This is a genomic window from Paenibacillus kribbensis, from assembly GCF_001705305.1.
Taxonomy (GTDB): domain Bacteria; phylum Bacillota; class Bacilli; order Paenibacillales; family Paenibacillaceae; genus Paenibacillus; species Paenibacillus kribbensis_B.
Genome location: NZ_MCBP01000013.1, coordinates 81,676 through 107,413 on the forward strand (window position 1 = coordinate 81,676; position 25,738 = coordinate 107,413).

15 protein-coding genes and 1 pseudogene are annotated in these 25,738 nt (G+C 46.1%); 1 reads left to right on the forward strand and 15 read right to left on the reverse strand.

Annotated elements, in window-relative coordinates; translation table 11 throughout:
• Nucleotides 1–466: 466 nt before the first annotated feature.
• Nucleotides 467–781, reverse strand: a complete 315-nt coding sequence (locus tag BAZ21_RS20905; RefSeq protein WP_068504800.1) for a hypothetical protein — start codon at nt 779–781, stop codon at nt 467–469.
• Between the two features lie 187 nt (nt 782–968).
• Nucleotides 969–2,918, reverse strand: a complete 1,950-nt coding sequence (locus BAZ21_RS20910) for an RHS repeat domain-containing protein (RefSeq protein ID WP_068504803.1) — start codon at nt 2,916–2,918, stop codon at nt 969–971.
• 50 nt (nt 2,919–2,968) lie between these two features.
• Here BAZ21_RS20910 and BAZ21_RS20915 point away from each other — a divergent pair.
• Nucleotides 2,969–3,736: pseudogene (locus BAZ21_RS20915) on the forward strand (IS3 family transposase); the annotation flags it as partial.
• A gap of 142 nt (nt 3,737–3,878) precedes the next feature.
• Here the strand turns inward: BAZ21_RS20915 and BAZ21_RS20920 are convergent.
• From BAZ21_RS20920 to BAZ21_RS20980, 13 genes are all read right to left on the reverse strand, one after another.
• Entirely contained in the window at nt 3,879–4,412 is a 534-nt protein-coding gene (locus BAZ21_RS20920; RefSeq protein ID WP_068504808.1) for a hypothetical protein, read from the reverse strand.
• A gap of 194 nt (nt 4,413–4,606) precedes the next feature.
• Nucleotides 4,607–8,215: an RHS repeat-associated core domain-containing protein gene (locus tag BAZ21_RS20925; protein WP_068504811.1), complete on the reverse strand. Its 3,609-nt coding sequence runs from the start codon at nt 8,213–8,215 to the stop codon at nt 4,607–4,609.
• A 232-nt stretch (nt 8,216–8,447) separates the two neighbouring features.
• Nucleotides 8,448–9,038, reverse strand: coding sequence for a CbrC family protein (locus tag BAZ21_RS20930; RefSeq protein ID WP_068504812.1), 591 nt, complete (start codon nt 9,036–9,038; stop codon nt 8,448–8,450).
• A gap of 26 nt (nt 9,039–9,064) precedes the next feature.
• A complete protein-coding gene (locus tag BAZ21_RS20935; protein ID WP_068504814.1) occupies nt 9,065–16,657 on the reverse strand; it encodes an RHS repeat-associated core domain-containing protein in 7,593 nt (2,530 codons plus the stop codon).
• Nucleotides 16,658–16,687: 30 nt separating this feature from the next.
• A complete protein-coding gene (locus BAZ21_RS20940) occupies nt 16,688–17,164 on the reverse strand; it encodes a DUF4280 domain-containing protein (protein ID WP_068504817.1) in 477 nt (158 codons plus the stop codon).
• A complete protein-coding gene (locus BAZ21_RS20945) occupies nt 17,161–17,703 on the reverse strand; it encodes an imm11 family protein (protein WP_068504818.1) in 543 nt (180 codons plus the stop codon). The genes BAZ21_RS20940 and BAZ21_RS20945 overlap by 4 nt, the downstream gene beginning before the upstream one ends.
• A gap of 23 nt (nt 17,704–17,726) precedes the next feature.
• Complete coding sequence (locus BAZ21_RS20950) at nt 17,727–18,863, reverse strand: pentapeptide repeat-containing protein (RefSeq protein ID WP_068504820.1); 1,137 nt, start codon at nt 18,861–18,863, stop codon at nt 17,727–17,729.
• A 20-nt stretch (nt 18,864–18,883) separates the two neighbouring features.
• Entirely contained in the window at nt 18,884–20,392 is a 1,509-nt protein-coding gene (locus tag BAZ21_RS20955) for a contractile injection system protein, VgrG/Pvc8 family (RefSeq protein ID WP_068504822.1), read from the reverse strand.
• The gene (locus BAZ21_RS20960) at nt 20,392–21,021 is read right to left on the reverse strand and encodes a hypothetical protein (RefSeq protein ID WP_068504824.1); all 630 of its coding nucleotides are present in this window, start codon (nt 21,019–21,021) and stop codon (nt 20,392–20,394) included. The genes BAZ21_RS20955 and BAZ21_RS20960 overlap by 1 nt, the downstream gene beginning before the upstream one ends.
• 25 nt (nt 21,022–21,046) lie before the next feature.
• A complete protein-coding gene (locus tag BAZ21_RS20965; RefSeq protein WP_068504826.1) occupies nt 21,047–21,823 on the reverse strand; it encodes a DNA and RNA helicase in 777 nt (258 codons plus the stop codon).
• 45 nt (nt 21,824–21,868) lie between these two features.
• On the reverse strand, nt 21,869–22,453 hold the full coding sequence (locus BAZ21_RS20970; protein WP_068504829.1) for an RDD family protein: 585 nt from the start codon (nt 22,451–22,453) through the stop codon (nt 21,869–21,871).
• Nucleotides 22,454–22,508: 55 nt separating this feature from the next.
• Nucleotides 22,509–23,021, reverse strand: a complete 513-nt coding sequence (locus BAZ21_RS20975) for an RDD family protein (protein WP_068504831.1) — start codon at nt 23,019–23,021, stop codon at nt 22,509–22,511.
• A 64-nt stretch (nt 23,022–23,085) separates the two neighbouring features.
• Nucleotides 23,086–25,737, reverse strand: a complete 2,652-nt coding sequence (locus BAZ21_RS20980) for a molecular chaperone (protein WP_068504832.1) — start codon at nt 25,735–25,737, stop codon at nt 23,086–23,088.
• Between the last annotated feature and the right edge of the window lies 1 nt (nt 25,738).

The following is a 25,738-nucleotide window of genomic DNA, read 5'->3' on the forward strand; positions in this document are numbered from 1 at the left end:
AAGGAGCTATTCACCAACATCTGATAATGTCACCATACTACTTAGGTCTTAGTTCTTTTACCTTTTGTTTAGCTGCCTCTACTAGAATGTATTTCATTAATACGACAAGCCTCGTTGTAACTCATCAAGCCGGCAAACGCTGCGCTCATATTTCCATTGCCCATATAATATTTACCCATTTAGCAAACTATCTTCATATCGCGTATGCTCATTTGCCGCTCTTTGCAGCAGAACGAAAATCTACTCAATTGCATGTTATGACAGAATAAATCACTGTTTGATACATGTAGTAATAAAAATAAAACACCACTTTTTTTGTTGAAATGACAGTATAGAACTATCATCACCATATAAAAGAGGTGTTTTTTATTTTCTACAAATTATATTAAATTTAAAATTAGTTTAGTTTTCGTTTTAAAACCCATTATTGTATTCTCGTAAATGAACATCAATCAACCTGTCTTGCTTATTGAACATCGTTTATTTGCTGGTCGATAGGTCTACCCTCTTCTTTATATTTTTTTAAAGAATCTGCAATTTTTATTAGGATTTCTATATGGCTTTCCTTTAGATGTTCGTGTAAATCATTAATTTCGTCTTCTAAAAAATTTTTACCTATATTTTCTAAACACGCTGATAAGATCGATATCATTCCATATATATTGTATTGTTCCCATGTATCATATAAATTCCCCCAATTTGTTATAGTATGTATAAATCCTTCAAAATCTTGTATTTCTCTATAGGGTTTATCCCAATCTGATTTATTACTATCCGTCATTTTTTTCGACCTCCTGTTTATTTGATTTTTATTCTCCCTACTTCTTGGAACACTTTATCTAATAACTTTAGCCCTTCCTCATTAAATATCTTTCTTTTAGATATAATCCTTATATGATATGGATTTCTACTCGTTGAGCATATAGTACATCAAAACTAGCATTTCTAATTTGTTCGACACTTGCCTGTTATTTCTGTACCTGTTTTTTTGTCCAACCATCACCAAACATTTTTGTATACTCACTTTCCACTTGAGCTGTGGTGAATAAGAAACCTGATTTCCCCGGTTTATTAATACTCCCCAGTGGTTTGTCATCAAAACCCGGTCTTAATTTGAGGTGGCCTCCCTTTCCAGCTATTACTATCATCTCATCTGCAGGTAAAGGTGAACCCTCCAAAATATTTCTACCCTGTAAATCTGCATATGTTCTCTGTCCAGATGAAGTTGTATTAAATTCAAACTTTCGTGAAGAAGTCCCCGTCCCCTCACCTCTGAGATTAACGCCAATGTTATCTCCTGCCATTGGTCTGTCAAGAAGAGGTGGGTTCTTACCCTCGGTACCGTATGGGCTATTCTTATTCCCTTCGTACACATCACTTTTCTGCTTAGACATGTATCCACTCGGGTCCACGTAGTGGATCGGGTTATTCCCTACATACGCATAGAGATTCAGTCCGTCTCCGCGATACGTATCTTCCTGGGTAAAGCGGGCAATGGCCGGATTGTAAAAACGCGCACGCAGGTAATACTGCTGCGTTACGCTGTCCCACGCCTCTCCCGCATAGCGGAATCGGTTCTCAATCTGCTCTGCCACTGACAGCGTATTCCCGAACGCATCGTATGCGTAGCTGTTCTGAATTCCGCCCTTACGGTCGGTCAGATGCAGGACATCTCCGTGTGGGTTATTTACATAATAAGACGGATTCCCTACCTCGTCCACCCGGGCCAACCATTCATGTCCGCGTACAAATGAGGCCTGAACTCGGGCTTGCTCATCCAGTTCGTTCACCATATGCCAGCCGTCATACACAAATCGACGATGCGTGCCGTTCTCCTCGACTCCGTTTCGCAGTCCTTCCGGATCATATAAATGGCGGATATAGCTACCGTCGGACTTCTCTGCTCTCACTGTTCGGTTAAAGGCATCATAGGTATACGAGATACTTTCCTGTCCGCTTCGCTCTCGCAGTAAGTTTCCCTGCGGATCATATTCGTAACGCGTCTGCTGTCCTCGCGCTCCCGTTTCCTGATCCGAACCTTCACCCAGCGCTTCTTCCAAAACCGACAGCAATCGGTTACGTGAATCGTACGTATAACTCGCTTTATGTTCGTTCCACATCCGACTTAGCCGACTTCCCACCGCATCATAGGATAAACGTTCCGTTCCCCATCCCGGGTATTCGGCTTCTACCAATTGCCCTATGGCGTCGTAGTGATACTTTGTTCGTTTTCCGTTTTCGTCCCGAGCGATCTGGTGACCGTTGTTATCATATTCGTAACGGTGCTGTAGAAGCGGACTTCCGTCTGGCGATTGAGCTTGCAACTTCGAGACATTTCCATCCGCATCATAGTTATATGCCATCTGAACGCCGTTACCATACAAAATGGAAGCCACACGGTTGCCGTGTACGTATCCATACTTCGCCAGCAGCTCTTCATCCTGTCGGATCTCGGAGACACGCCCAACCAAATCATAACGGTATTCCGTAGACCGGCCACCCGCATCGGTCTGAGCAATCCGGTTGCCTTCCACATCATATTCATAAGCCAGTATTTTACGACCTGACCCACGATCTTCTGCCGTGTTGTTACTCATCAGGCTGGCAAACGCTGCACTCATATTTCCACTGCTGCTGCTCATATATTTGCCCGTCAGCAAACCATCTTCATTGTACGTATAATCATATCGCGTATGCTCGTTAGTCGCCGTTTGCAGCAGACCGTCTTCCCGGTACATGTAGGATTCTTCCATACCACTCGACATTTCACGCCGCTTGATCAACTGATCATTGAAGTTATAGGCATACTCTATGACCTTGCCGTTACGGTCCGTTTGGCGGGCCAAGCGGCCTTCGGTGTCATACTGGTACAGCATCTTCTGCTGGCCCGGGTCTTGTATAGCAGACAGCTTGCCCAAGCTGTTGTAGTCATACTGTGTCGTTTGACCGTTGCCACGATAATTCTAGCCTGAGGATTGCCCGCTCGAAATACTATCGTTGGAAAGCAGTATACGGGACTAAGCCCATAGATCACACGGTCGAGAAGATACGGGACCTCTGCACTCAACATCAATTTCGTTGCGGATATCGAAAGATCACTGCGCTACTTAGAAGAAAACAGACCATCAATCACAAACGTGTACAGCAGATTATGCAGCGCGAAAGGTTACAGTGCCGAGTCAGGGTGAAGAAACGTAAGCCAACCAGACAGCCTGTGCAAATCGCGGAGCATCAGTTAAAGCGTCAATTCGGTGCTGATGCACCCATTCAAAAACTCGTCACGGATATTACGTATTTGCCGTTTGGTGGAAAAACGTTGTACCTGTCAAGCATTTTGGACTTATACAACAGTGAGATTGTCGCTTACAGTATAGCAGACAAGCAAGATACGACGTTTGTTCTAGATACGCTGAATCAACTGCCAACCCTGCCAGGTACGATGCTTCATAGCGATCAGGGCATCGTATACACATCGGAGGCCTATCAAACAGCCGTCAAAGGAAAAGGCATTACCATGAGCATGTCCCGCAAGGGTACGCCCGCTGATAATGCCCCCATCGAATCGTTTCGTTCCAGGCTAAAGTCTGAAACGTTCTATCCCGAAGGTCTCACATGTACAACGACGGCAATCGTTGAACAAACCGTTCGAGACTACATTACCTACTATAACTCTATTCGGATTCAAGCGAAACTAAATAACCAGTCACCGATTGATTCCCGGCGACTGGCTACTTAGACTTGCAAGGTGTTTTGATCCCTGTCTCACAAATGGGGGGCAGTCCCAATCAAGATCCATAGTATTTATTTCTTCTTCTGTCCATTCCTTAAAACCATTGTGGATTTTACCTTACCCCAAGGATTCACAAGCACTCAGGATCTTATTCTAATATATGAGCAATATTGTACATAGATATCCAATCCCTAAAAAGCTTTTCACTCAATAGTTCTGGACATACCTTTTGGCTATAAGCAATAAAATTTCCAAACAACTCTTCTATCATTTTTTTCACAGTTGGCTTTTCCATTGCTATACATGATGGTGAAGGTGACCATCCATGCATTAAACTTTTGCATTCTAACTGTAGCTTTCCACCTTCTTCATCACTAAAGACTATTTCCCTCATCACACCTTGCTCATAAAAACCTAAGCAGAAGTTGTATTCATTTTTATTGAGATTTTGAATTATTTCTGGCAATTCCTCAATAATTAATGGAAGGTCGAATTTACAATCTACAGGCCATCGCTCACTTCCAAAACCTGAAACAATAAAATCAATATCTCCAGTTTGATGTAGATATTTACAAATGTCAGATATTATACTAGTTTCATCATCGAGCTCATCATCATATTCTTTTTCTTCAATTGTCACTTTATCAAAGTTGTTTTTATGCTGTAAATACATACTAAACACTGAATTTCTCCTCCTTTATTTATTACCTACCTGACTGAATCCATGGCAGAGGAAAATTGAGATTCAGAGAAAACAAGAGAATATCAGAAAAAAATTGAGATTTTATGAATTTCTCAAGCAAATCGCAGGATATACTTCACAAATCCCCGTAAATCTCTTGTTTCTAAAAATGACGATTACGGATTCAGGGACTATCATTTTAATTTAAATGTTTCACTTACAGGGTATGAAGTTATTAATTTGCCTGTTTTTGAACTAGGGATAATAACGGCTTTTGTAGCTGGTACTATATCCCAAGAAGGTTTTATTACTTGTCCTAATCCCTCTGGTATGTTTACAATGGTTGGCTTATCAACTTTACCATACGAATTTAAAAAATCTGCTGCTTTTTGATTATCAAGCCATTGGCCTTGTTCTGTCATTTCTCCCAGTTCATTAACAGTTCTTGCTCGTCCTTTCAATGACTCTAAATTCTTCTTGCCCGCGCCATGTGTTTCAAAAGTATGCCCAAAGTTAGGTCTGCTCTTCCAGTTTACCTCGCCATTTTTCCCAATCAACCATCCACTTACTCCTGTATCTCCTGTCCCCTCATTATTTAAAGAACCTTTCTTTTTATTACCATCATAAACATTCCCTTTTTCCTCACACATGTATCCACTCGGGTCCACATACGTGAGCGGATTATTCCCTACATACGCATACAGATTCAATCCATCCCCACGATACGTATCTTCCTGGGTAAAGCGGGCAATGGCCGGATTGTAGAAACGCGCACGCAGGTAATACTGCTGCGTTACGCTGTCCCACGGCTCTCCCGCATAGCGGAAGCGGTTCTCGATCTGCTCTGCCATCGACAGCGTATTCCCGAACGCATCGTAGGCGTAGCTATTCTGAATTCTGCCCTTACGGTCGGTCAGATGCAGGACATCCCCGTGTGTGTTATTTACATAATAAGACGGATTCCCTACCTCGTCCACCCGGGCCAACAGTTCATGTCCGCGTACAAATGAGGCCTGGATTCGGGCTTGCTCATCCAGTTCGTTCACCATATGCCAACCGTCATACACAAATCGACGATGGGTTCCGTTCTCTTCTACGCCATTGCGAAGTCCTTCCGGATCATATAGATGGCGGATATAGCTACCGTCCGACTTCTCTGCCTTCACCGTTCGGTTAAAGGGATCGTAAGCATACGAGATACTTCCCTGTCCGCTTCGCTCTCGCAGCAGATTCCCTTGGGAATCATATTCGTAACGCGTCTGCTGTTCTCGCGATCCTGCTCCCGAACCCGAAACTTCACCCAGCGCCTCTTCCAAAACCGACAGCAGTCGATTACGGGAATCGTACGTATAACTCGCTTTGTGATCGTTCCACATCCGACTTAGCCGATTTCCCACCGCATCATAGGATAAACGTTCCGTTCCCCATTCCGGGTATTCGGCTTCCACCAATTGCCCTATGGCATCGTAGCGATACTTTGTTCGTTTTCCGTTTTCATCCCGGGCGATCTGGTGCCCATTGTTATCATATTCGTAACGGTGCCGTAGGAGCGGACTTCCGTCTGGCGATTGAGCTTGCAGCTTCGAGACATTTCCATCCGCATCATAGTCATATGCCATCTCAATGCCGTTACCATACAAAATGGAAGCCACACGGTTACCGTGCACGTATCCATACTTCGCCAGCAGCTCTTCATCCTGTCGGATCTCGGAGACACGTCCAGCCAGATCGTAGTGGTATTCGGTGGTTCGGCCCCCTGCATCAGTCTGAGCAATCCGGTTGCCTTCCGCATCATACTCATAAGCCAATATTTTACGACCTGACCCACGATCTTCTGCCGCGTTGTTACTCATCAGGCTGGCAAACGCTGCGCTCATATTCCCACTGCTGCTGCTCACATATTTACCCTTCAGCAAACCATCTTCATTGTACGTATAATCATATCGCGTATGCTCGTTTGCCGCCGTTTGCAGCAGACCGTCTTCCCGGTACACGTAGTTTTCTTCCATGCCACTCGACATCTCACGCCGCTTGATCAACTGGTCATTGAAGTTATATGCATACTCAATAACCTTACCGTTACGGTCCGTTTGGCGGGCCAAGCGGCCTTCGGTGTCATACTGGTACAGCATCTTCTGCTGGCCCGGGTCTTGTATAGCAGACAGCTTGCCCAAGCTGTTGTAGTCATACTGCGTTGTTTGACCGTTTCCGTCCGTCGAGCTGACGATATTCCCCGCATAGTCGTAGCGGTAATGCTCCGTGCTACCGTCCGCTTTGTGGAGGGCCGTGATCTTACCCCAGCCGTCTACGGTATGGCGAGTCAGATGGCCTTCACCATCCCGAATGCCGGTAATGTTACCTGCCGCATCATATATATATTCTTGCCTAACGATACCTTGTCCTGCGGCACCTGATGTCATCACTTGCTTCACTCGGCCACCAAGGGTGTACGTATATTCGGCTCCAACGCCACCTTCCATTTTGCTAACCAGTTCACCGAACTCATTATACCGGCTACGCTCGATGATCTGGCCATACGGATCAGCCACTTCAATTAACCGGTTCAGGCGGTCATAGGTGAAGGTCATTCCCGGCCCATCATCGACAGCCGGATCATACTGATTCGGCGTGACTTGCTTCACGATATTCCCCGTCTTGTCATAGAACAGACGGGTCGTTCCGCCACGTTTTCCGATCATGCGGATACGCCGGTTCATCGGATCATACGCATAGGTTACCTTGCTGCCGTTCGTATCCGTCTCTTCGATCACGTTACCCGTGCAGTCGTATTTCAAATAGACGCTGCTTGCTCGGGCACCTTCCCCCTCCCGGCGGCTGATCTGAGCCATTCGATCCACGGCATCGTAGCTGATCTCGGTGTGATACCCTTCCGGAGTTATGATCTCGACCACATTGCCGTTACGGTCATAACCGTAAGAAGTGACAGCATGCACCAAGCCCGGTACATGATCGGTCAGATCTTCAGCGTTCAGCACTTCCACACGCCGTTGCAGCCATCCAGCTTTGTTATATTCGTAACGGATGAACCGATCCTTTTGCTCGTTCAGTTTCTGTCTTTCCGACGTTTTCTGGTTCAGACAATCGTACGTATAGCGAATTTCCGCTCCAGTATCATCCGCAATGGCGACCACCCGATGATTCCGGTCATAGCTGTAACGAACACTTTGATAGTTCTCCGCATAACCCGTTTCGCTAACATACTCCTGTGTACGCTTCTCTTCCAGCAGGTTTCCAGCTTGATCATAACGGTACAAGGTCAGGCGATACTGAATGGGACCCGTGCTGACAGCTCCTCCTGAGCTTTCTTCCCCGGCTTCCTCCACAGGCTCACGCTTTTCAATTAACCAGCCTGCCGTATTGTACACATAAAGCGTGCCAAAACGTTCATTATCGTTTGTTCCACTAGCATAGCCCTTGGCATCAATGGCCTTTATTACACGCCCTGCATGATCATACACGAATCGGCGGCTGACATGACCTTCTGCATCGGTGATCTGAACCAAACGATTCATGACATCATATACATACTCAGTGCCCGGTCCATCATCAACAATCAGATCATAATGTTCCGGTAAGACTGTTTTGATCCTATTCCCGGCAGCATCGTATTTCATGCGAGCGATGCCACCGTCCGGATACATCGCCTTGATCCTGCGTCCCCGGTGGTCGTACTCTGTTCCGGGTCCATCATCTTCCGCGTGATTATAGTAATTCGGTTCAATCTCTTTTACTGTCCTTATCTTCACAATTCCTCTGTCTACAGTCAGCGTATGATGCGCCATCTTTGCTTATACTTATTAAACCTAATGCTCTGATGGGTAATTTATTGTCCCTTTGTCTTCTCTCCTTTCGTTTTTCTGCACACAAAAAGGCTTATTCCAACTCATATTTCGAGTGGAATAAGCCTCCAGTTCATCTATGATTTTTTCAAATTTATCAAATTATTCTAGTCTACCTTTTTAACAGGTGTCGCACTTCAAATTACAATCCATAAAATAAAAAGGTATAAAACCTTTAAGTGAAATCAACATGTAATTTATACTTATCATCTCTTAAAGATTTAAAAAGATATATACCTGCATCTTCTGCTGAACCGTCTAATGAGATACCATATTTGGCTTCAGCTTGAACTATCGCATCTCCTAACTGCTCTCTCATATCACCTAATTTCTGTGAATCAAGATATTCAATAAAAGCATACAACTCATTGTCTTTGGATAACCACTGAGACTCTTGCCATGACACATAACCTGGCGTCCGAAACAATAATTCATCTAATTCTTTATCATTAATTTTAGGAATTTCTTCGTAGTCTAAAAAATACATAAAATCTTCATTTTGATCATCGTAAGTAATAGAGAGTAATCCCCCATTATACTCTACAGCAGCTTGGAAGACTCCCTTGTACTTTGTAGCAGCAGTTCCATTATGAATACACCAAGGACACATCTCATGCACATCCTCAATAGAGTAAAAGGGACCCGCATAAATGTATTCAGTTTCTTGTTTGCAAATTGGACATATTTTCATAGAAACCCTTTCGAAAATTCCATTATCATATGCATTTGGCTGTAATCGAAAGAAGGGTACTTTATCTTTTGACATAAAAATTTTGTGCTCCTCTCCATTATTTATTTATGCTTTTTAAATCCATTGTATCCATGATATGTGACATCTAGTATTTCAGCATGAGTACGTGGAGCTACAATTAAAAGGTTGTCTAAATTGTATACCGCACCTCCTCTTCCTATAGGGGTTGTATGATGAATATTATATACCATTTGTGGCCAAGCCCGTCCAGATTGTTGGGTTTTATCAGCAAAAGGCGCATTACCATTTTTCATTCTGGTTAAATTGGCTTTGTGGTAAGAAGTAAACTCATCAGCATATTTGCTGTTCGCTACTGATTTCCAAAAAGATTTTTGGAAATCACTGAAGTTTTTGAATGATTTTCCTTGTAGCTGCGATGCTACTTCTTTAGGTATGCGACCAATGTTTCCGTGTGTTCCTATTAGGATCTTTTCGTAATCCTTCGCTCTATATCCACCAGTTACTGTGCCGGGACTATTTCGACGCTGTGTAGCTGTTTTAGGTCCTGAAAGCAATAAAGTACTTTCAGATGCGTCCGTTCCAAATTTGTTATTACCATCATAAACATTCCCTTTTTCCTCACACATGTACCCACTCGGGTCCACGTAGTGAATCGGGTTATTCCCTACATACGCATAGAGATTCAATCCATCTCCGCGATACGTATCTTCCTGCGTAAAGCGGGCAATGGCCGGATTGTAATAACGCGCCCGCAGGTAATACTGCTGCGTTACACTGTCCCACGCCTCTCCCGCATAGCGGAAGCGGTTTTCGATCTGCTCTGCCATCGACAGCGTATTCCCGAATGCATCGTATTCGTAGCTGTTCTGAATTCCGCCCTTACGGTCGGTCAGATGCAGGACATCCCCGTGTGGGTTATTTACATAATAAGACGGATTTCCTACCTCGTCCACCCGGGCCAACCATTCATGTCCGCGTACAAATGAGGCCTGGACTCGGGCTTGCTCATCCAGCTCGTTCACCATATACCAGCCGTCATACACAAATCGACGATGGGTTCCGTTCTCTTCTACGCCATTGCGAAGTCCTTCCGGATCATATAGATGGCGGATATAGCTACCGTCGGACTTCTCTGCCTTCACCGTGCGGTTAAAGGCATCATAGGCATACGAGATACTTTCCTGTCCGCTTCGCTCTCGCAGCAGGTTCCCCTGCGCATCATATTCGTAACGCGTCTGCTGTTCTCGCGATCCCGCTCCCGAATCCGAAACTTCACCTAGCGCCTCTTCCAAAACGGACAGCAAACGGTTGCGTGAATCGTACGTATAGCTCGCTTTGTGGTCGTTCCATAGCCGAGTTAACCGATTCCCCACCGCATCATAGGATAAACGTTCCGCCCCCCATCCCGGGTATTCCGCTTCCACCAGTTGCCCTATGGCATCGTAGCGATATTTTGTTCGTTTTCCGTTTTCATCCCGGGCGATCTGGTGACCGTTGTTATCATATTCATAACGGTGCTGTAGGAGCGGACTTCCGTCTGGCGATTGCGCTAACAGCTTCGAGACATTTCCATCTGCATCATAGTCGTATGCCATCTCTATGCCGTTGCCATACAAAATGGAAGCCACACGGTTGCCGTGTACGTATCCATACTTCGCCAGCAGTTCTTGATCCTGTCGGATCTCGGAGACACGTCCAGCCAAATCATAACGGTATTCCGTAGTCCGGCCCCCCGCATCCGTCTGAGCAATCCGGTTGCCTGCCACATCATATTCGTAAGCCAGTATTTTATGGCCCGGCCTACGATCTTCTGCCTCGTTGTTGCTCATCAGGCTGGCAAACGCTTCGCTCATATTTCCACTGCTGCTGCTCATATATTTGCCCGTCAGCAAACCATCTTCATTGTACGTATAATCATATTGCGTATGCTCGTTTGTCGCCGTTTGAAGCAGACCGTCTTCCCGGTACACGTAGGTTTCTTCCATGCCACTCGACATCTCACGACGCTTGATCAACTGGTCATTGAAGTTATATGCATACTCCATGACTTTGCCGTTACGGTCCGTTTGGCGGGCCAAGCGGCCTTCGGTGTCATACTGGTACAGCATCTTCTGCTGGCCCGAGTCTTGTATAGCAGACAGCTTGCCCAAGCTATTGTAGTCATACTGCGTCGTTTGACCGTTTCCGTCCGTCGAGCTGACAACATTCCCCGCATAGTCGTAGCTGTATCGCTCCGTGCTACCGTCCGCTTTGTGAAGGGCCGTGATCTTGCCCCAGCCGTCTACGGTATGACGGGTCAGATGGCCTTCACCATCTCGAATGCCTGTAATGTTGCCTGCCGCATCATATATATATTCTTGCTTTACGATGCCTTGTCCTGCCTTGGCTGGTACCAGTACTTGCTTCACTCGGCCACCCAGGGTGTACGTGTATTCCACTCCAACGCCACCCTCCATTTTGCCGACCAGTTCACCGAACTCATTGTATCGGCTACGCTCCATGATCTGGCCATATGGGTCAGCCACCTCAATTAATCGACTCAGGCGGTCATAAGTGAAGGTCATCCCCGGTCCATCGTCAGTAGCCGGATCATACTGATTCGGCGTGACTTGCTTCACGATATTCCCCGTCTTGTCATAGAACAGACGGGTCGTTCCGCCACGTTTCCCGATCATGCGGATACGCCGATTCATCGGATCATACGCATAGGTTACCTTACTGCCATTCGTATCCGTCTCTTCGATCACGTTACCCGTGCGGTCGTATTTCAAATAGACGCTGCTGGTCCGGGCGTCTTTACCCTCCCGGCGGCTGATCTGAACCATTCGATCCACGGCATCATAGCTAATCTCGGTTTGATACCCTTCCGGAGTCACAATCTGGACCACATTGCCGTTGCGGTCATAACCGTAAGAAGTGACAGCATCCACCAAGCCCGGTACACGATCGGTCAGATCTTCAGCATTCAGCACTTCCACCCGCCGTTGCAGCCATCCGGCTTTGTTATATTCGTAGCGAATGAACCGATCCTTTTGCTCGTTCAGTTTCTGCCTTTCCGACGTTTTCTGGTTCAGACAATCGTACGTATAGCGAATCTCCGCACCGGTATCATCCGCAATGGCAATTACCCGATGATTCCGGTCATAGCTGTAACGAACACTTTGATAGTTCTCCGCATAATCCGTTTCGCTGACATACTCCTGTGTCCGTTTCTCTTCCAGCAGGTTTCCGGCTTGGTCATAACGGTACAAGGTCAGGCGATACTGAATGGGACCCGCGCTGACAGCTTCTCCTGAGCTTTCTTCCCTGGCTTCCTCAACGGGCTCACGCTTTTCAATTAACCAGCCTGCCGTATTGTACACATAAAGCGTGCCAAAACGTTCACTATCGTTTGTTCCACGAGCATAGCCTTTGGCATCAATGGCTTTTACCACACGCCCTGCATAATCATACACAAACCTGCGGCTGACATGACCTTCTGCATCGGTGATCTGAACCAAACGATTCATGACATCATATGCATACTCGGTGCCCGGTCCATCATCAATCATCGGATCATAAGGTTCCGGTAAGATCATTTTGCTCATATTCCCGGCAGCGTCGTATTTCATGCGAGCGATGCCACCATCTGGGTACATCACCTTGATCCTGCGCCCCCGATGGTCGTACTCGTACTCTGTTCCGAGTCCATCGTCTTCCGCGTGGTTATAGTGATTCGGGTCAATCTCTTTTAAAATGTTATCATTAATGTCATACCGAGTACGGGATACGTTCTGCGCCAGGTCCGTCATCCGGACCAGACGATCCATCGCATCGTAACGATATTCGGTGCCTTTGCCATTATCTATACGGGCAACATAATCGTTAGGGAGCACTTTTTTGACCAAATTGCCCATCTTATCATAGAACATCAATGTAGTGTTGCCTTCGGCATCTACGATACGTGTACGCTTGTTCAAATGGTTATATTCAAACTCTACCGTCCCATAGTCCGTGGTAATGCTCATCACCCGCGCAGCCTCATCAAACGTGTATCGGTACTCATTGCCTTCGGCATCTCGTACCCGGGTTGGTGAGTCCGTATGGCCTGTCTCATACGAATAAACTGTCGTGTGACCGAGTGCATCCGTGCTGCTCAATACTCGGCCGTGTGAATCATACGTATAAGAAATGACCGCCTGATTTCCGTCTCCAATGCTGGACTTCTCTTCGGTCAATCTTCCCACAGCGTCATATGTGAACCATTTCTCTGTTACGCCGTTAACTTCAATCTGGGTCACGTTATGATCCTGGTCGTATTGACGCTCAGTACGTGTTCCGTCTGGACGTATTTCTTCCACAAGATTACCAAAGATATTATATGCCCACTTTGTGGTGTGCCCCATCGTATCCGTATGACTTGATTTATTTTGGTACGCATCATACGTAAAGGACTCGCGAGTTCCATCACTGTAGATCGTATCCGTCACCAGATCATCGGCATTGTATTCAAATTTCTCGACGACTCCTGTGGCATGATACGTAAAAGTGGTTCTCCGTTCCGCATCGTCGTATTCGATATCCGTAACCTGATCGTCCGCGTCCCACTGCCTGGTAACCCGGCCATGATGGTCATATTGATTTCGGACATACCTATGTCCGTTTTGGTCGGTAATCGTATCTATATATCCTTGGCTGTCATATTCGTATGTGGTCGTTCCACCATTCGGATAAGTAACCCGGGTCAGCCAATCTCCCTTGTACTCATACATTACCGTTCTGCCAATGTTATCGGTAATCTGATGTAGCTTGCCGGCTTCATAAGTGAATTTGATTTCTTTTCCGCCTGGCGTGGTCAACTTGTACAGTCCATCATGGTTATAATGAAGCACGGTCTGGTTCCCGGAACGATCGGTTATGCGTAGCAGACGACCTTCGAAATCGTATAAGTATGCATTACGTTGCAGATCCTGCAATACATACTCCCGCGTTCCGATGTTTTCTGTGAGAGCATATTCCTGCTTGCCTCCCCTCTCGTTAACCCATTGGTCATCCTGAAGAATAAAGCTTTCATAGTGTCCGTCTGTACATATGACCAGAATATGATCCTTCACCCGTTGGAGCGAGCTTTCATAGGTAAAAGTAAACCCTTTGCCCGTTGTCCCTGCAACCGGATGAATGGAGTTATACGTACGGACCATCTCAATCGACGGGCCGATATCATAAACTACCAAATCTGTTGCCGTAAAATAAAATCTACCTTTAACAACATCTACCGGATCTATGCGTGTAACGAGATTGCCGAGGCTGGATATCAGGGACTTTTTTAAATTGTCGATCGTTAGCGATTCCTTCACATTCCCATGCTTTCGATAGTCATCGGCCATGGACCCTAGCATATCTCCTACCACGGAAGAAACATAGGTGCTTGCCTTGGTATTGCCCAAAAAGGAAAAAGCGCCCCCTACCGCACTTCGGGTCAGATTAGACGTTACATCTGTTTGTCCAGTACTCATCACATCCTGAACCGTTCCGGCGGTAAAGCCCGCAGCCACGCTCCGTGAGTATATGTTGATTGCACTGGCACCACATTTTAATCCACTAAAAAATTTCCCGGCTATTCCACCGCTGACGAACCCGTTGGTAAAGCTACTCATGTAATGGCTTAGTAAAGTTTCACCAGGCCGAAGATTTCGATCAAAACCCAATGTTATCCCTAAATTAAGTCCACCGCCAATAGCGGGCATAATAAGACTTGCAGCTCCGCCTGTCAACACAAAAGTTCCGCCCGCTGCAACCATAACGGATCCGTATTTTACAGCATTATAGAGTTCCTTATTCCCGCCAAGCCACGTATCTCGTGCAAAATTATAAGACTGGGACAGATCACCTTGTCTGGCTTTAGCGATGTCGCTAGTTCCTTCACTGTACTCGCTGGCTGCAACTGTCATTGCCGTGGCTCCAGCTATGACTGCCGTTGTGGCCGTTATCGTAGCAGCCGTTGACATTGCTCCACCTGCTGCAGCCACAACCAAAGGAGTAGCCAGACCGCCCGAAAGCACGACGGCTGCCACACCGATAGCGACTGCCCCCACAATCATGGCTACCTGTGCAAACCCAATTTTAGATCTGCCTGCCTCAATCTTGTCAACCAATTGCTGACGTGTAGCCTTAGCCTGTTGATTAATGGCATCCATCTGCTCTTTGTCAGCTTTGAGTTGCGCGCTATCATCATATTGTGCAGTAGGCGGTTTTCCCGGTTCACCTTCGTGATAGACTTTTGCCGCTTGCACATAAGCCGCTTGTTCGATCCAGATGAACTGGCTCGGATTTATCTCTTCCACAGGACTGCGACTAATAGCCATAACCTCTCCCACGCTCAGTTCAAGGCGCTTTGGAGCTGGCATTTTTCCCAAGCTATCAATCAGGAAATCAGTAGTTGCCTTAATATCCATATCTGTGTCTGAGAGAATTTCTACTTTTCCATCACCTGTCAGTTGAAGCTTGATGCTTTCCTGACTATTTGCCGCAAAGACGATATCCGATCCGGTTAATTTCATCTCTTTATCTGAATCATTGGTCAACGATTTCACAACCGGGTCCGAAGACTTTTTGCTGTATTTACTTTGCTCTGCCCCCCGGCGGACCGAGCTGCTGGCAATAGCCCCTGTTTCATACGTAGTGGGGAAATGCAGCTTCACACTTGATCCCGGCTTGGGCATTAAATATGAGCTTTGATTATCCATTCCTGTGGAGTATGGAAACCAGCAGCTGCCTGCCTCATCATTGGCGTTGTCAATGTCCAAGTGTAGCTTGACTTGATTGCGGGATATCTGAGTGATTTTCCCTTCGAGTGATAGACCCTGAATTTTAGGGTTCGTTTTTGTGTTCCGTCTGATCTCACTCCGGGAGCCTAAGGTATACGAATACAATAGTTCCCCCTTAGTTACATTTGCTTCCGCCTGCACGATTATATAGGGTTCATGCTGGAACTCTACAGAATCCCCTAACTTGAGCCTTGTCCGGCTTTCAAGCTTGAATGTTGTTGTTTCCCCACTTCCTTGTTGTGAGGAACCGAACTGGCTCTGTATCGTGTATTGATCTATGTCCAGCTTGGCAACCGCTTGGCTGTCACTTAGTCCTAGCCAAAAGGTCGGTGTATCATGTCCGGCTGCGGATACAAGCACAGTCTTCAGATGAGAAGCCAGCCGCTTCATAAATTGCCAGTCCGTTTCATCATATTGCAATAAAAACTGCCCGGTTGTCTTATGGGCAGTCGTCTCATCCGAGCAACGTGCTCCCGGATAATCTTCAAGCAACTGATCTATAATTTGTCCGTACGTTTTTTGTTTGTTTTGAAAAGATCTTTGCTTCCATTGAATATCAAGCTGATAGGTATAGGACACAGCTTTAATCGTCAAACGGTGGACTCCCTGTACGTGACTCATAGCAGCTTCTGCAATGATGCCTTTAAATAAAGCCTCTCCTTTCTTCCCGGTCTTCGGATGCTCAGCAAACAACATTACTTTGTCATCTGTACCCAGCTTTTGTATAGCTCCGTTGCTATGCTCCGGGATAATTGTACTGAAACGCAGCACAGCATGATCATTCAATTGATGGGTAAAGCTCAGATGCTCCAGCAGCTTAATTTCATATGGAAAATCAAGAATAAATCCCGCATAATGGACTTCCAATTTTTTATACCTCCCTTCTGCGATGACCGATTATACCGGTTGACCATTATCTACAATTTTAATTTTTCCGCCATATATGCAGGAATTAATACTTGTGTTTAACAAGGCGTCTGCATATCCAATCTTTACATCTTCTTTCGCAAGCAACCAGGGACCCGTTAGTTTGGGATCACACATTGCTACACATTGTGGTGGAGGAAGCTTTTCAAGAGGAATTTCTTCTTCCTTCATAAATAGGGATTTGAACCAACCGACATCTTGTTTCGGGGCCTTTACTTCATCTTCCACCTTTTTCATTTCAGCTTGTACGGCGGGATTTTTTGTGCTTCTGCATACTCCGAATGGACGGATATTGACATTGGGAGCACAATCATATCTCTCTAATTGTGGCTGATTGTGAATATACGTTCCGTGACTCTCCGGAACAATAATTCTTGCTTCGCGTGATCCTTGATCACAGAACGCACAGGCACCATGGACGACGAAACTTTGATCCGATTCGGTCATACTGTCATCACCTTATCATGGGTCTCTATCTCGCTAATTTTCATACCGAACAGCTCCCTTCTTAGCAGACTTTCTGCTATATCCAGATTGATGACAAGTGTGGTTTCTGCAATTCCCTTAATTCGAAATACCGCATGCCCTTTCGCCCGGTCTGGATCAATCACGATACGCTTAACTCCTCCGGTTTTATCGAACTCCGTTTGTTCTGACAGACAATCCAGACGGTCTACCAGCATAAGCCAGTAGACGCGTTGCGATTCTTCACTTACATTCGTCAGTATGGCGCATTTAAAAATGACGTCATCATCGTACATTTCGAACACTTTTTTCATCGTATCGGATACCAAAACCACTGGACGCTCGATAAAATCGGGACAGACGTAATCCGTATCGCCGTTCACGAACACCACCGTCAGATCATGAATGGCATCCGCTTGATCGGAGGTTACCTCCAAAGTGGAGTTTGCTGCCCGCAAGCCTTCAAAAGTCATTAAATGGCCCTGCAGACTTTCATCTTGAGAAATCACGAAATACTCCATATGTCCTCCTAAGCATCTAAACTTTATTCAGAACACAACTGTATCGTGGCGAGCTGTTGATCATTCAGATTTAACCGGCCGATATCTGTTTTTAAAAATCGGGCACCTTCCAGGCTGGCTTGTGCAAAGTTGGTACCGTTTAATACAGCCCCGCGAAAATCCGCACCTCTCAAATCGGATGAGTCAAAGCTCGTCTCTTCCAAATTCGCTCCCTCAAAGCTTGTTGCCATGAATGGAGGAATGTGAAACGCACTACGCTCCGGCACTACAAAACTCCCCTGAACCGACTCAACTTTAGCTTTGCGCAGGTTAGCCCCGCGAAAATCCGCGCCATTGATCAAGCTCTGCTCCAATATAGCCTCTGTCAGATCGCTATGACGGAAATCGGCACCGATGAGAGGACAACCGACCAAGTAACTCCCGACCAATGAACTATTTGTAAAATAGCAATAACACAGATCAACCAGTTTAAAAACCATTCCGCTTAAATCAATGTCCCGGAAGTTTTCATGTACATAGTGATCCTGTTCGTTGGGACTGAGTGCTTTTCTAATCTGGTCACTGTCCTGCTTCTTGCCGTTATACTTAAACACAAGTTCATTGGCATCTTTGTACTCACCCACCCGAATATATAATTCTTCTTCCTTGGCCAGGGCTGCGAACTCATCCGTCTCCACAGCTTTCTTCATGGCATGCCTCACCAAGTTGGTTAAGTAATGAACATATAAAGCTGCCTCTTCTCGCTTAATTAGTGATATATCCGCAGAATGAATTTTGTTGACATACCGTTTGCCTGCTTGTCGAATTTGATCTTCGAAGGCATCCAGATAGTCGAACACCCAGCTTGCATCGTATTCAGCACTACATTCCACTGGATCTGCATATCCCTGATGATCATAAACATTGATACGGCAGCGGGGATCGCGATTAAGAACCCGATGCCTGAAAAAAGTAAAGTGTATATATTGTGCTTTACCTTTTTGACAACTGGTCTGCATCTTTAGCGCCTGTGCACAAATTTCTTGAAAGGCAGTAACAACATCCGATACTAGATCCATCCGATGATCGACCAAATGTGCGTGCAAAGCTGCGATTTGTTCTACACGGAATTCCCATAAGCTGTTTTCCCTCAGGTGCAGAAGTGATTCTTTCCGATTCAAGATGACTCCTCCCTTTTGGTCTAATTCGTGAATACCTCGGTTCCCGCAAAATTGGCGTTCCCGGCCTGATCCAGCGTTATTTTTCCGCCTTTATCACTACTGATTACGATTTCATCTGTAGCCGTCATCTTTAGGGATTTATCAGCCCTAATATTTACATTTTCTTTAGAGTGCAGGGATACTTCTTTTTGTCCAATAATCGTCACAGCCCCGCTTGCATCCAGTTTAATAAGCGCTTGTCCATTGTTAGCAGATATTTCTACATGACCAGGTGTAAGCTTAACTTCCATGCCCGCCGGATTCCGAAAGTATCTGATGTTTGGATCAGACATACGATCGCCGGATGATCCGCCTCCACCAGCACCACTTCCAGAGCTTCCAACATTAGTCGCAACTCCTGTACCAGATTGACGCTGGGCAGCATCTTCTGAATAAGAGTTGACCGAGCTGATCGCAAAAGCAGCAGATTCCCACTGAGTAGGTAAGTTAATCCTCACACTATCCCCTTTCTCAGGCATACAGTACCAGCCGCTTCCATCTTCAGAAGCGTACACGGTTGAATAGGGAAACCAGTATGCGGGTCCTTCATCTTGATGGCTATCAATTTCCAGATGAATTTTCACCGTGTCCCTTTTAATTGCTAATACTCTTCCCCCGATGGACGTGCCCCGTATTCGCTCGTTATACGGTTTGGCACGGTTGATTCCCAGACGGCTTGCCAAGGTATAACGATGAACGATCATCCCTTTTTCCATCTTCGAAACACATTTCTGGATAAAATATTGTTTCTCATGAAATCGGATGGGGTCTCCTAAACCCAGCACCTTATGAGTTTCAATCTCGTAATATATAAAATCCGTCTCATGAACATTCGGCAGATGGTTTTTGGAACTTACCAAATAATCCGACAAGTTCTTTTTGACGGTGTAATTGTAATCCTCCAGACGTTCAGTCGCTTCATCATCGGGAATACCAAAAAAGGTTTTTATACTTTTAAATTTCCCAACGGGCATCAACACTGTATCCATGCGTGCAGCCATTCGTTTAAGAAATGCCCAGTCCGTTTCATGATATTGAAGAACAAAAGGACCAATACTTTCATCCTTATCAGCGGCATAAATCATATCAAAATCTTCATATCCTCTCCCGACTTCACGAACGAGCGTGGAATATACCAGGGAAGGATTTTGGAAAGATTTTGTCCTCGTTGTTATGTCTAATAAATGAGAATATGTCAATGCTTCTACCTTCAGATAGTACACGTCCATAACTTTTCTAACTTCCAATTTACTGATTAGACCACAAAATAATTCTTTACGTTTACCACCTTTCATGACCTGTGCGACTTCGACAGGAGTAAGCGCCTTAATGGAATGAATATATTGATCTTTTTGTTCTTGAGTAATCGTACCGGAAAAAGTAAGCTTTCCGTGTTCATTCACTTCGTGAACGATTTGTAATTCTTTTAATTTGACCTGTTCAAAAGGACTAATTTTAATATTGTCATAGGCAAGAATGGGAGAGCTCATCAGGATTCCACCTCCAAAGTTGCTATCATTCCTTCAACAATCGCTTTCCAGAGATCTCGTCTCTGATCAGTTCCATTTATATTAATAAGCAGCTGCCTAGAACCCGTCCGCAAAAAAGCTAAAAAATTGAATACAACACCATTTGCAACATAATTGGTAAACAAGCAATAGTTGACTTCCTGCTGCCGACTATTCATCACTCCGTCTTCAATCCAGTTCACGGGTATTTCCATATCTTTATATTGCTGGATCATCGTTGTCTTCATTTTAGTCATGGAGAACGTTTCTTTAGCTTCAAAACTATTGAATATGAAGTTAATGGCGTGATCATTATTGTTAAATACCAAATGTTCCTCTGTATCAAGTGCACATATAAAATAATCCTTTGGGAAATTCAAGCTTATCCCTGTGTTCAAGATATTTAATCTTTCAAAATTCAGTTGTATAATTTCATGATCCAAAAATCCATTTTTAACCCCTATAATAATTTCTTCATGATTCAGGGTCTCTTCTTGTCTCGGATAAGCCTTCGCCTCTTCATTTATGGGCTTCACAGGTTGCTCTTGTAGAAGTTTCTGCCTCCGCTGCTCTTTTTCCAGCTTGGCAATTTCCTCGTCCAAATATTTCATAATGCTCACTCCTCTACCTGATTTTCTAATCCACAATCATCCGCCCGGCTCCGCCGCCTTGCCAGCGGCCTGCTGTGCGCTTACCCCTCCCGGCTCCTTCCAGGATCAGCACCAGCTGTCTATGTAGCTGAGCATGTGAATATTCCCTGTACTCCATACCGCTTCTGTTGGCGATGTAATGCTGAATGGACTCCCTGTCCACAGCTTCCAGGTTCAGGCACATGAGCGAAAACATACAATCCATCGGATCGGTTGTACCGCTTTTAAGCAGCTCGGACGCGAAGTATCGCATCGTCTCCGGGCGCAATGTACTCTGCTTCAGGCCCGAAAAGGGAGCATGGATATCACTCCATGTATTGAATTCGGTAGCCATGTCGGCAAAATCCTGATAGTCGGAGCGAAGTACAGCTCCTTCTTTGAGCTTGAATCTGCCCAGTTCTATCTCATCCAGACCGATCTCTGCCTCATCCTCCAGCACGATATCTGCATGATGAGCGGTGAAATCCGGGCGATCTGTTTGTTCCAAAAAGAGCATCTTCAACACCGACAGCCGCCCGGTGGCTGCATACGGCACTTCCTGCTCCTGCTCCAGCAGGTACAGTCTGCCTTTATGCTTCACAATGCCTCTGCCAACGGTCAGCGCGTGTTCCCCGACGGTCACGTTCATTCCGGTAATGATGCCATCCGAATAATCCTGATACCGGATATCGAGAAAACTGCGGGGGTAGTCCCGCAGATTCTCCAGCATCTCGGTCTTGAGAATGCGGCCTTTCTCAAATTTCGGCACGATATGGGTTAACATGTGTTTTCCTCCTCTCTTCGCTCTGCGCCGTCATTACTGTTTTGTCTACTCTTCTTTATTTAGAGATATAGACAACCGATTCACACCGGGTGCAGGGGCCGGGACAGGCATCTCTGTCAGCGGTGGATTTTGCTTAATATACTCCGAGTAGTCCAGCCAATTTTTGTTCACCACATAGGTATGAGCGATTTTGTCATGCAGCGTCTGCTTTTTTGCTGTGAAAGCCGCCATGATATAGCCGACAAATATAGTGAAAAATGTAATTATTCTACTCCAGTAGCGGGCACTCGCACGTCCGAAAGTTATTTTTTCATTGTGTTCATCCACGACAATAATCCCCAAAGCGAGCTTACCTACGGTTCCTCTAAATTTAGACGATTCCATGACAGCGTAGTACAGCCAGCCTATCGAAAATAAAACAAATAGGCGCGAAATAGTTCCCAATCCATAAAATAACTGTGCTACATGAAAAGTATATACCGAGGGATACAGCGTGCTTCCCCATGCAGGGATCAAAGAAGTTAATATCCCTAGCAAAGTGGTAAGCAATACAATGATCATCGTACCCACATACAAAACAACATAATCTAGCAAATAGGCGAAAACCCTTTTCCAAAAACCTGCGTACATTCCTGCTGTTCCCCCTGATTGAAAACTACGATTTATTAGAATTTATGATCTACTTTTACATCCCGGCTCCCCGCCCAGACTGCTTCTGAAGGATATAATTCAGCTCACGTTTGTCCACAACATAGGTATGGGCGATCAGATCGTGAAGGGCTTGTTTTTTGGCGGTGAAAGCCGTCATGATAAAGCCGATCCACAAAATAATGGAGGAAATTAACTTACTCCAATAGCGGGCACTCGCGCGTCCAAAGCTAAGCTTTTCGTTAAATTCATCTACTACAACGATGCCGAGAGCCAGCTTACCCACCGTAGCTCTGCATTTGGACGATTCCATGATTGCAAAATACAGCCATGAAGCCCCCAAATTCAGCAAAGTCTGTCCTAATAATCGCATTGTAAAAATAGCAGGTGGCCCGTCTGTCAGCACAGAGGCTTCTGCCGGGGATGGTACCCCATTTCCAAGAATCTGAATCACGCCCCAGATTAATCCGATCAACCCAAATACAAATCCCAAAATAAGACCATCAATGATATAAGCCAAAGTTCGTTTCCAAAAACCTGCATACAGCATGTTATCCCCTCCAAGTGTTGTGTGTACTTTTCATATTTCAGGATTTTGAAAAATCCTCAGTTTATTATTTTGTACCGTCAAAGAAATCCAGCTCGGAAAGATCATTTTCGAAGGCAAAAAAACGTTTGGGTCCCAGATGCAGCAATTCATCCCGGCGAATAATCGGTACTACATAAAAGCCCCAACGGCTGTCGCCAGCAAAAACAAAGTATTTCGTCTCCTCATTGCGAATAGAGTCGGTATCATCCTGCGGAATATCCCGCCCGTATAGCACGGCGATTTCCTCATACGGCATAGGCTCAAAGGCTTCCGGTCGGCTGCGGTACACATGGCGCTGACGCAGCTTGCCGCCATTGGCCGTCAGGAAAAACTCGACCTCAGCCGCGTGAGACGGCCGGGAAATGGAGCCGCGCACCCGATCGCTTTCCAGGCTGGCAATCAGCTCTTTTTCACGCCCCGTATGCGTCCAGGCGCTAACGGTGTACGGAATAGCCGGGATATGATTGGTAATGACAGGTTCAATCGTGCCCATTTTTTTGGCATTCAGGTAACGGATCGCTCCGCGCAGGCAGGCCATTTTCAGCTCAGGCACCCGGCTCAGGTCTTCCGCTTTCTGCCGGAATTCAATGCTGCGTCCCGGCACAAACTCCTTCAGTGCTTCGCGAAAGACGTCAATCCGGCAGGACTGCCCGGTCAGCTTGATAATGGAATAGTCCTGCAAGCGTCCCTCCTGATAAAAATCATCCAGAAACTTGCGCACAATATTGTAGATATCCGCCTTAAGAAGCTGCTGTATTTCCCGAATGTTAAACACCACATCAGGCAAGCCATACTCATCGCGAAAACGTCCGTTTTCGATGACTGAAACCAGCCAGCGGTCCAATACCGCAATGTTCAGATCACTTTCGGCTGATAATACCTGCTCGGACTCGAAGCGGCTGCGCAATATGCCTGTACGCAGAAAAAATTCCTTTTTCATATTTTCTGCCGCACTCCACAACAGATGAAAATTACTCAGCACCCGCTGATATTCATCCCGTGTCGCATGCTCATATCGTTTGAACGCCGTAGGCAAAATAGCCTCTGCCTCACGATAACGCTCCTCCAGCCCCGCATAAACAGCATCTACGCCAAACTCATCCACATGACGGTACAAATCCCCTGAAGGAATGCCGATCAGGGCATCAATATCGGTGTCAGGCAATCGCGTTTCGGCTGCATAATAACCTGCAAACACGATTTTCATAAATTGCATAATCCGATACGTCAGATTGTTTCCGCCAAAATTGGTATCCCCATTTTCATACGTCGTGTGGATATCCAGCTTGTAAGCGATACGTCCATCCTCAATCCGGAATCGGCAGGATGACAAATCTGTCGTGCCTCCACCGCAATCAATGACAAGTGCCTGATACTCCTCACCGTCCGCAAAAGTTCCTCGCTCCATCTGATCTGCCAGCGTGTTGTACAGCACGGCCAGCCCCTCATCCAGCGCATCCTCCGCTTCAATCCGATAGTCTGGCAAAATGTCACTAAACATCTCAATAAACTGTGGCTGTAGCTTGACGGGAGCAGAAAAGTGCAGATTGCGAAACCGGCACTTAAATTGCTGCTCGGCGGTGCCTATCACATAACGGATAAACGCCGCCAAAATATCGCTGCGGGAAGCGGTCGCTGTATTCCCCTCCGAATCCATTAGTTCCTCGATTCGCTTGTAATCATTGACCCAACGCTTGATGCCCCTAAATACCGTCGCACGGCTGCCCGCCACATCTGTCCCACGTAATGCCTCCTCCCCGAATACATAAACGATATGCTCCGGGTTGGAGCAGTCCGCCACGCGAATAGCGGTCGGCAGCACCTCGATCCAGTCGCCTTCCGCACCTGCCGGGCCGGGGAATGACACATAGTTGATCGCGTTCAGCCGTACCGTGCTGCTCATACCTGTATCAGGGGCCGTCACGTAGGAGCTATCCAAATAAGCACCTGCCGTCGTGTTCGAGGTGCCAAAATCGATGGCCAGCACGGCATTTGTCGTTTCAGTGCCCCGAATGATCAGCTCTGCCACCGGAACTCGGTGAACCTGCAGCTTCAGTGGCAGCATCGGCTTATCTCCATAGTAGAGGTTATAAAAATATTCCGATTCCTGTCTTCGCAGAAACAGCAGGCTATAGCTATGGTTGGCCGTCTCTCGCAGTTCAGCGTCGCGATGTCGCGATAGATAATATACGCCTGTCCGTTCCTCATCCTTCACCACATTCAAAACACCGCACAGTTCTCCCACCGCATTCACCAGCAGCACATTAGATGAGCTAAGCCAAGGCAGATCAGACTCGATTCGATAGTTGTCCATACGACCTGTCCGCACACCCTGATACAGCGTAATTTTGGCGGGAACCCGGATGCCGCTGCTCTCCTGCCGACGATCATTCCAATTTCGCTGGAGTGCTGATTCCATACGTTCAAAACCGCCGGGATTGGGTCTTGTGATGAGTAAATGCTCCTCTGCGCTCCGAAACCGCAAAATAACGCGAATGAGCTCTTCACGCGCCAGACGATTGGCAAAGCCCTCGACCAGACGCTCCTTATCGCATATCCCGCGCAACTGGAAGGTCGTCATTTGTTCCAATTCCGACCGCGTGTATTTCGCCGTGAAGCAAACGCTTTTTCGATCGGTGAGCGGGTTAAGCAATCTGTATGTATAGGGTCCGTTCATC

Bases quoted from the DNA above. Each gene is read 5' to 3' on its own strand.
- BAZ21_RS20905 (WP_068504800.1), bottom strand. From the start codon at position 781: ATGACGGATAGTAATAAATCAGATTGGGATAAACCCTATAGAGAAATA.
- BAZ21_RS20925 (WP_068504811.1), bottom strand. From the start codon at position 8,215: ATGGCGCATCATACGCTGACTGTAGACAGAGGAATTGTGAAGATAAGG.
- BAZ21_RS20930 (WP_068504812.1), bottom strand. From the start codon at position 9,038: ATGTCAAAAGATAAAGTACCCTTCTTTCGATTACAGCCAAATGCATAT.
- BAZ21_RS20940 (WP_068504817.1), bottom strand. From the start codon at position 17,164: ATGACCGAATCGGATCAAAGTTTCGTCGTCCATGGTGCCTGTGCGTTC.
- BAZ21_RS20945 (WP_068504818.1), bottom strand. From the start codon at position 17,703: ATGGAGTATTTCGTGATTTCTCAAGATGAAAGTCTGCAGGGCCATTTA.
- BAZ21_RS20955 (WP_068504822.1), bottom strand. From the start codon at position 20,392: ATGAGCTCTCCCATTCTTGCCTATGACAATATTAAAATTAGTCCTTTT.
- BAZ21_RS20960 (WP_068504824.1), bottom strand. From the start codon at position 21,021: ATGAAATATTTGGACGAGGAAATTGCCAAGCTGGAAAAAGAGCAGCGG.
- BAZ21_RS20965 (WP_068504826.1), bottom strand. From the start codon at position 21,823: ATGTTAACCCATATCGTGCCGAAATTTGAGAAAGGCCGCATTCTCAAG.
- BAZ21_RS20970 (WP_068504829.1), bottom strand. From the start codon at position 22,453: ATGTACGCAGGTTTTTGGAAAAGGGTTTTCGCCTATTTGCTAGATTAT.
- BAZ21_RS20975 (WP_068504831.1), bottom strand. From the start codon at position 23,021: ATGCTGTATGCAGGTTTTTGGAAACGAACTTTGGCTTATATCATTGAT.
- BAZ21_RS20980 (WP_068504832.1), bottom strand. From the start codon at position 25,737: ATGAACGGACCCTATACATACAGATTGCTTAACCCGCTCACCGATCGA.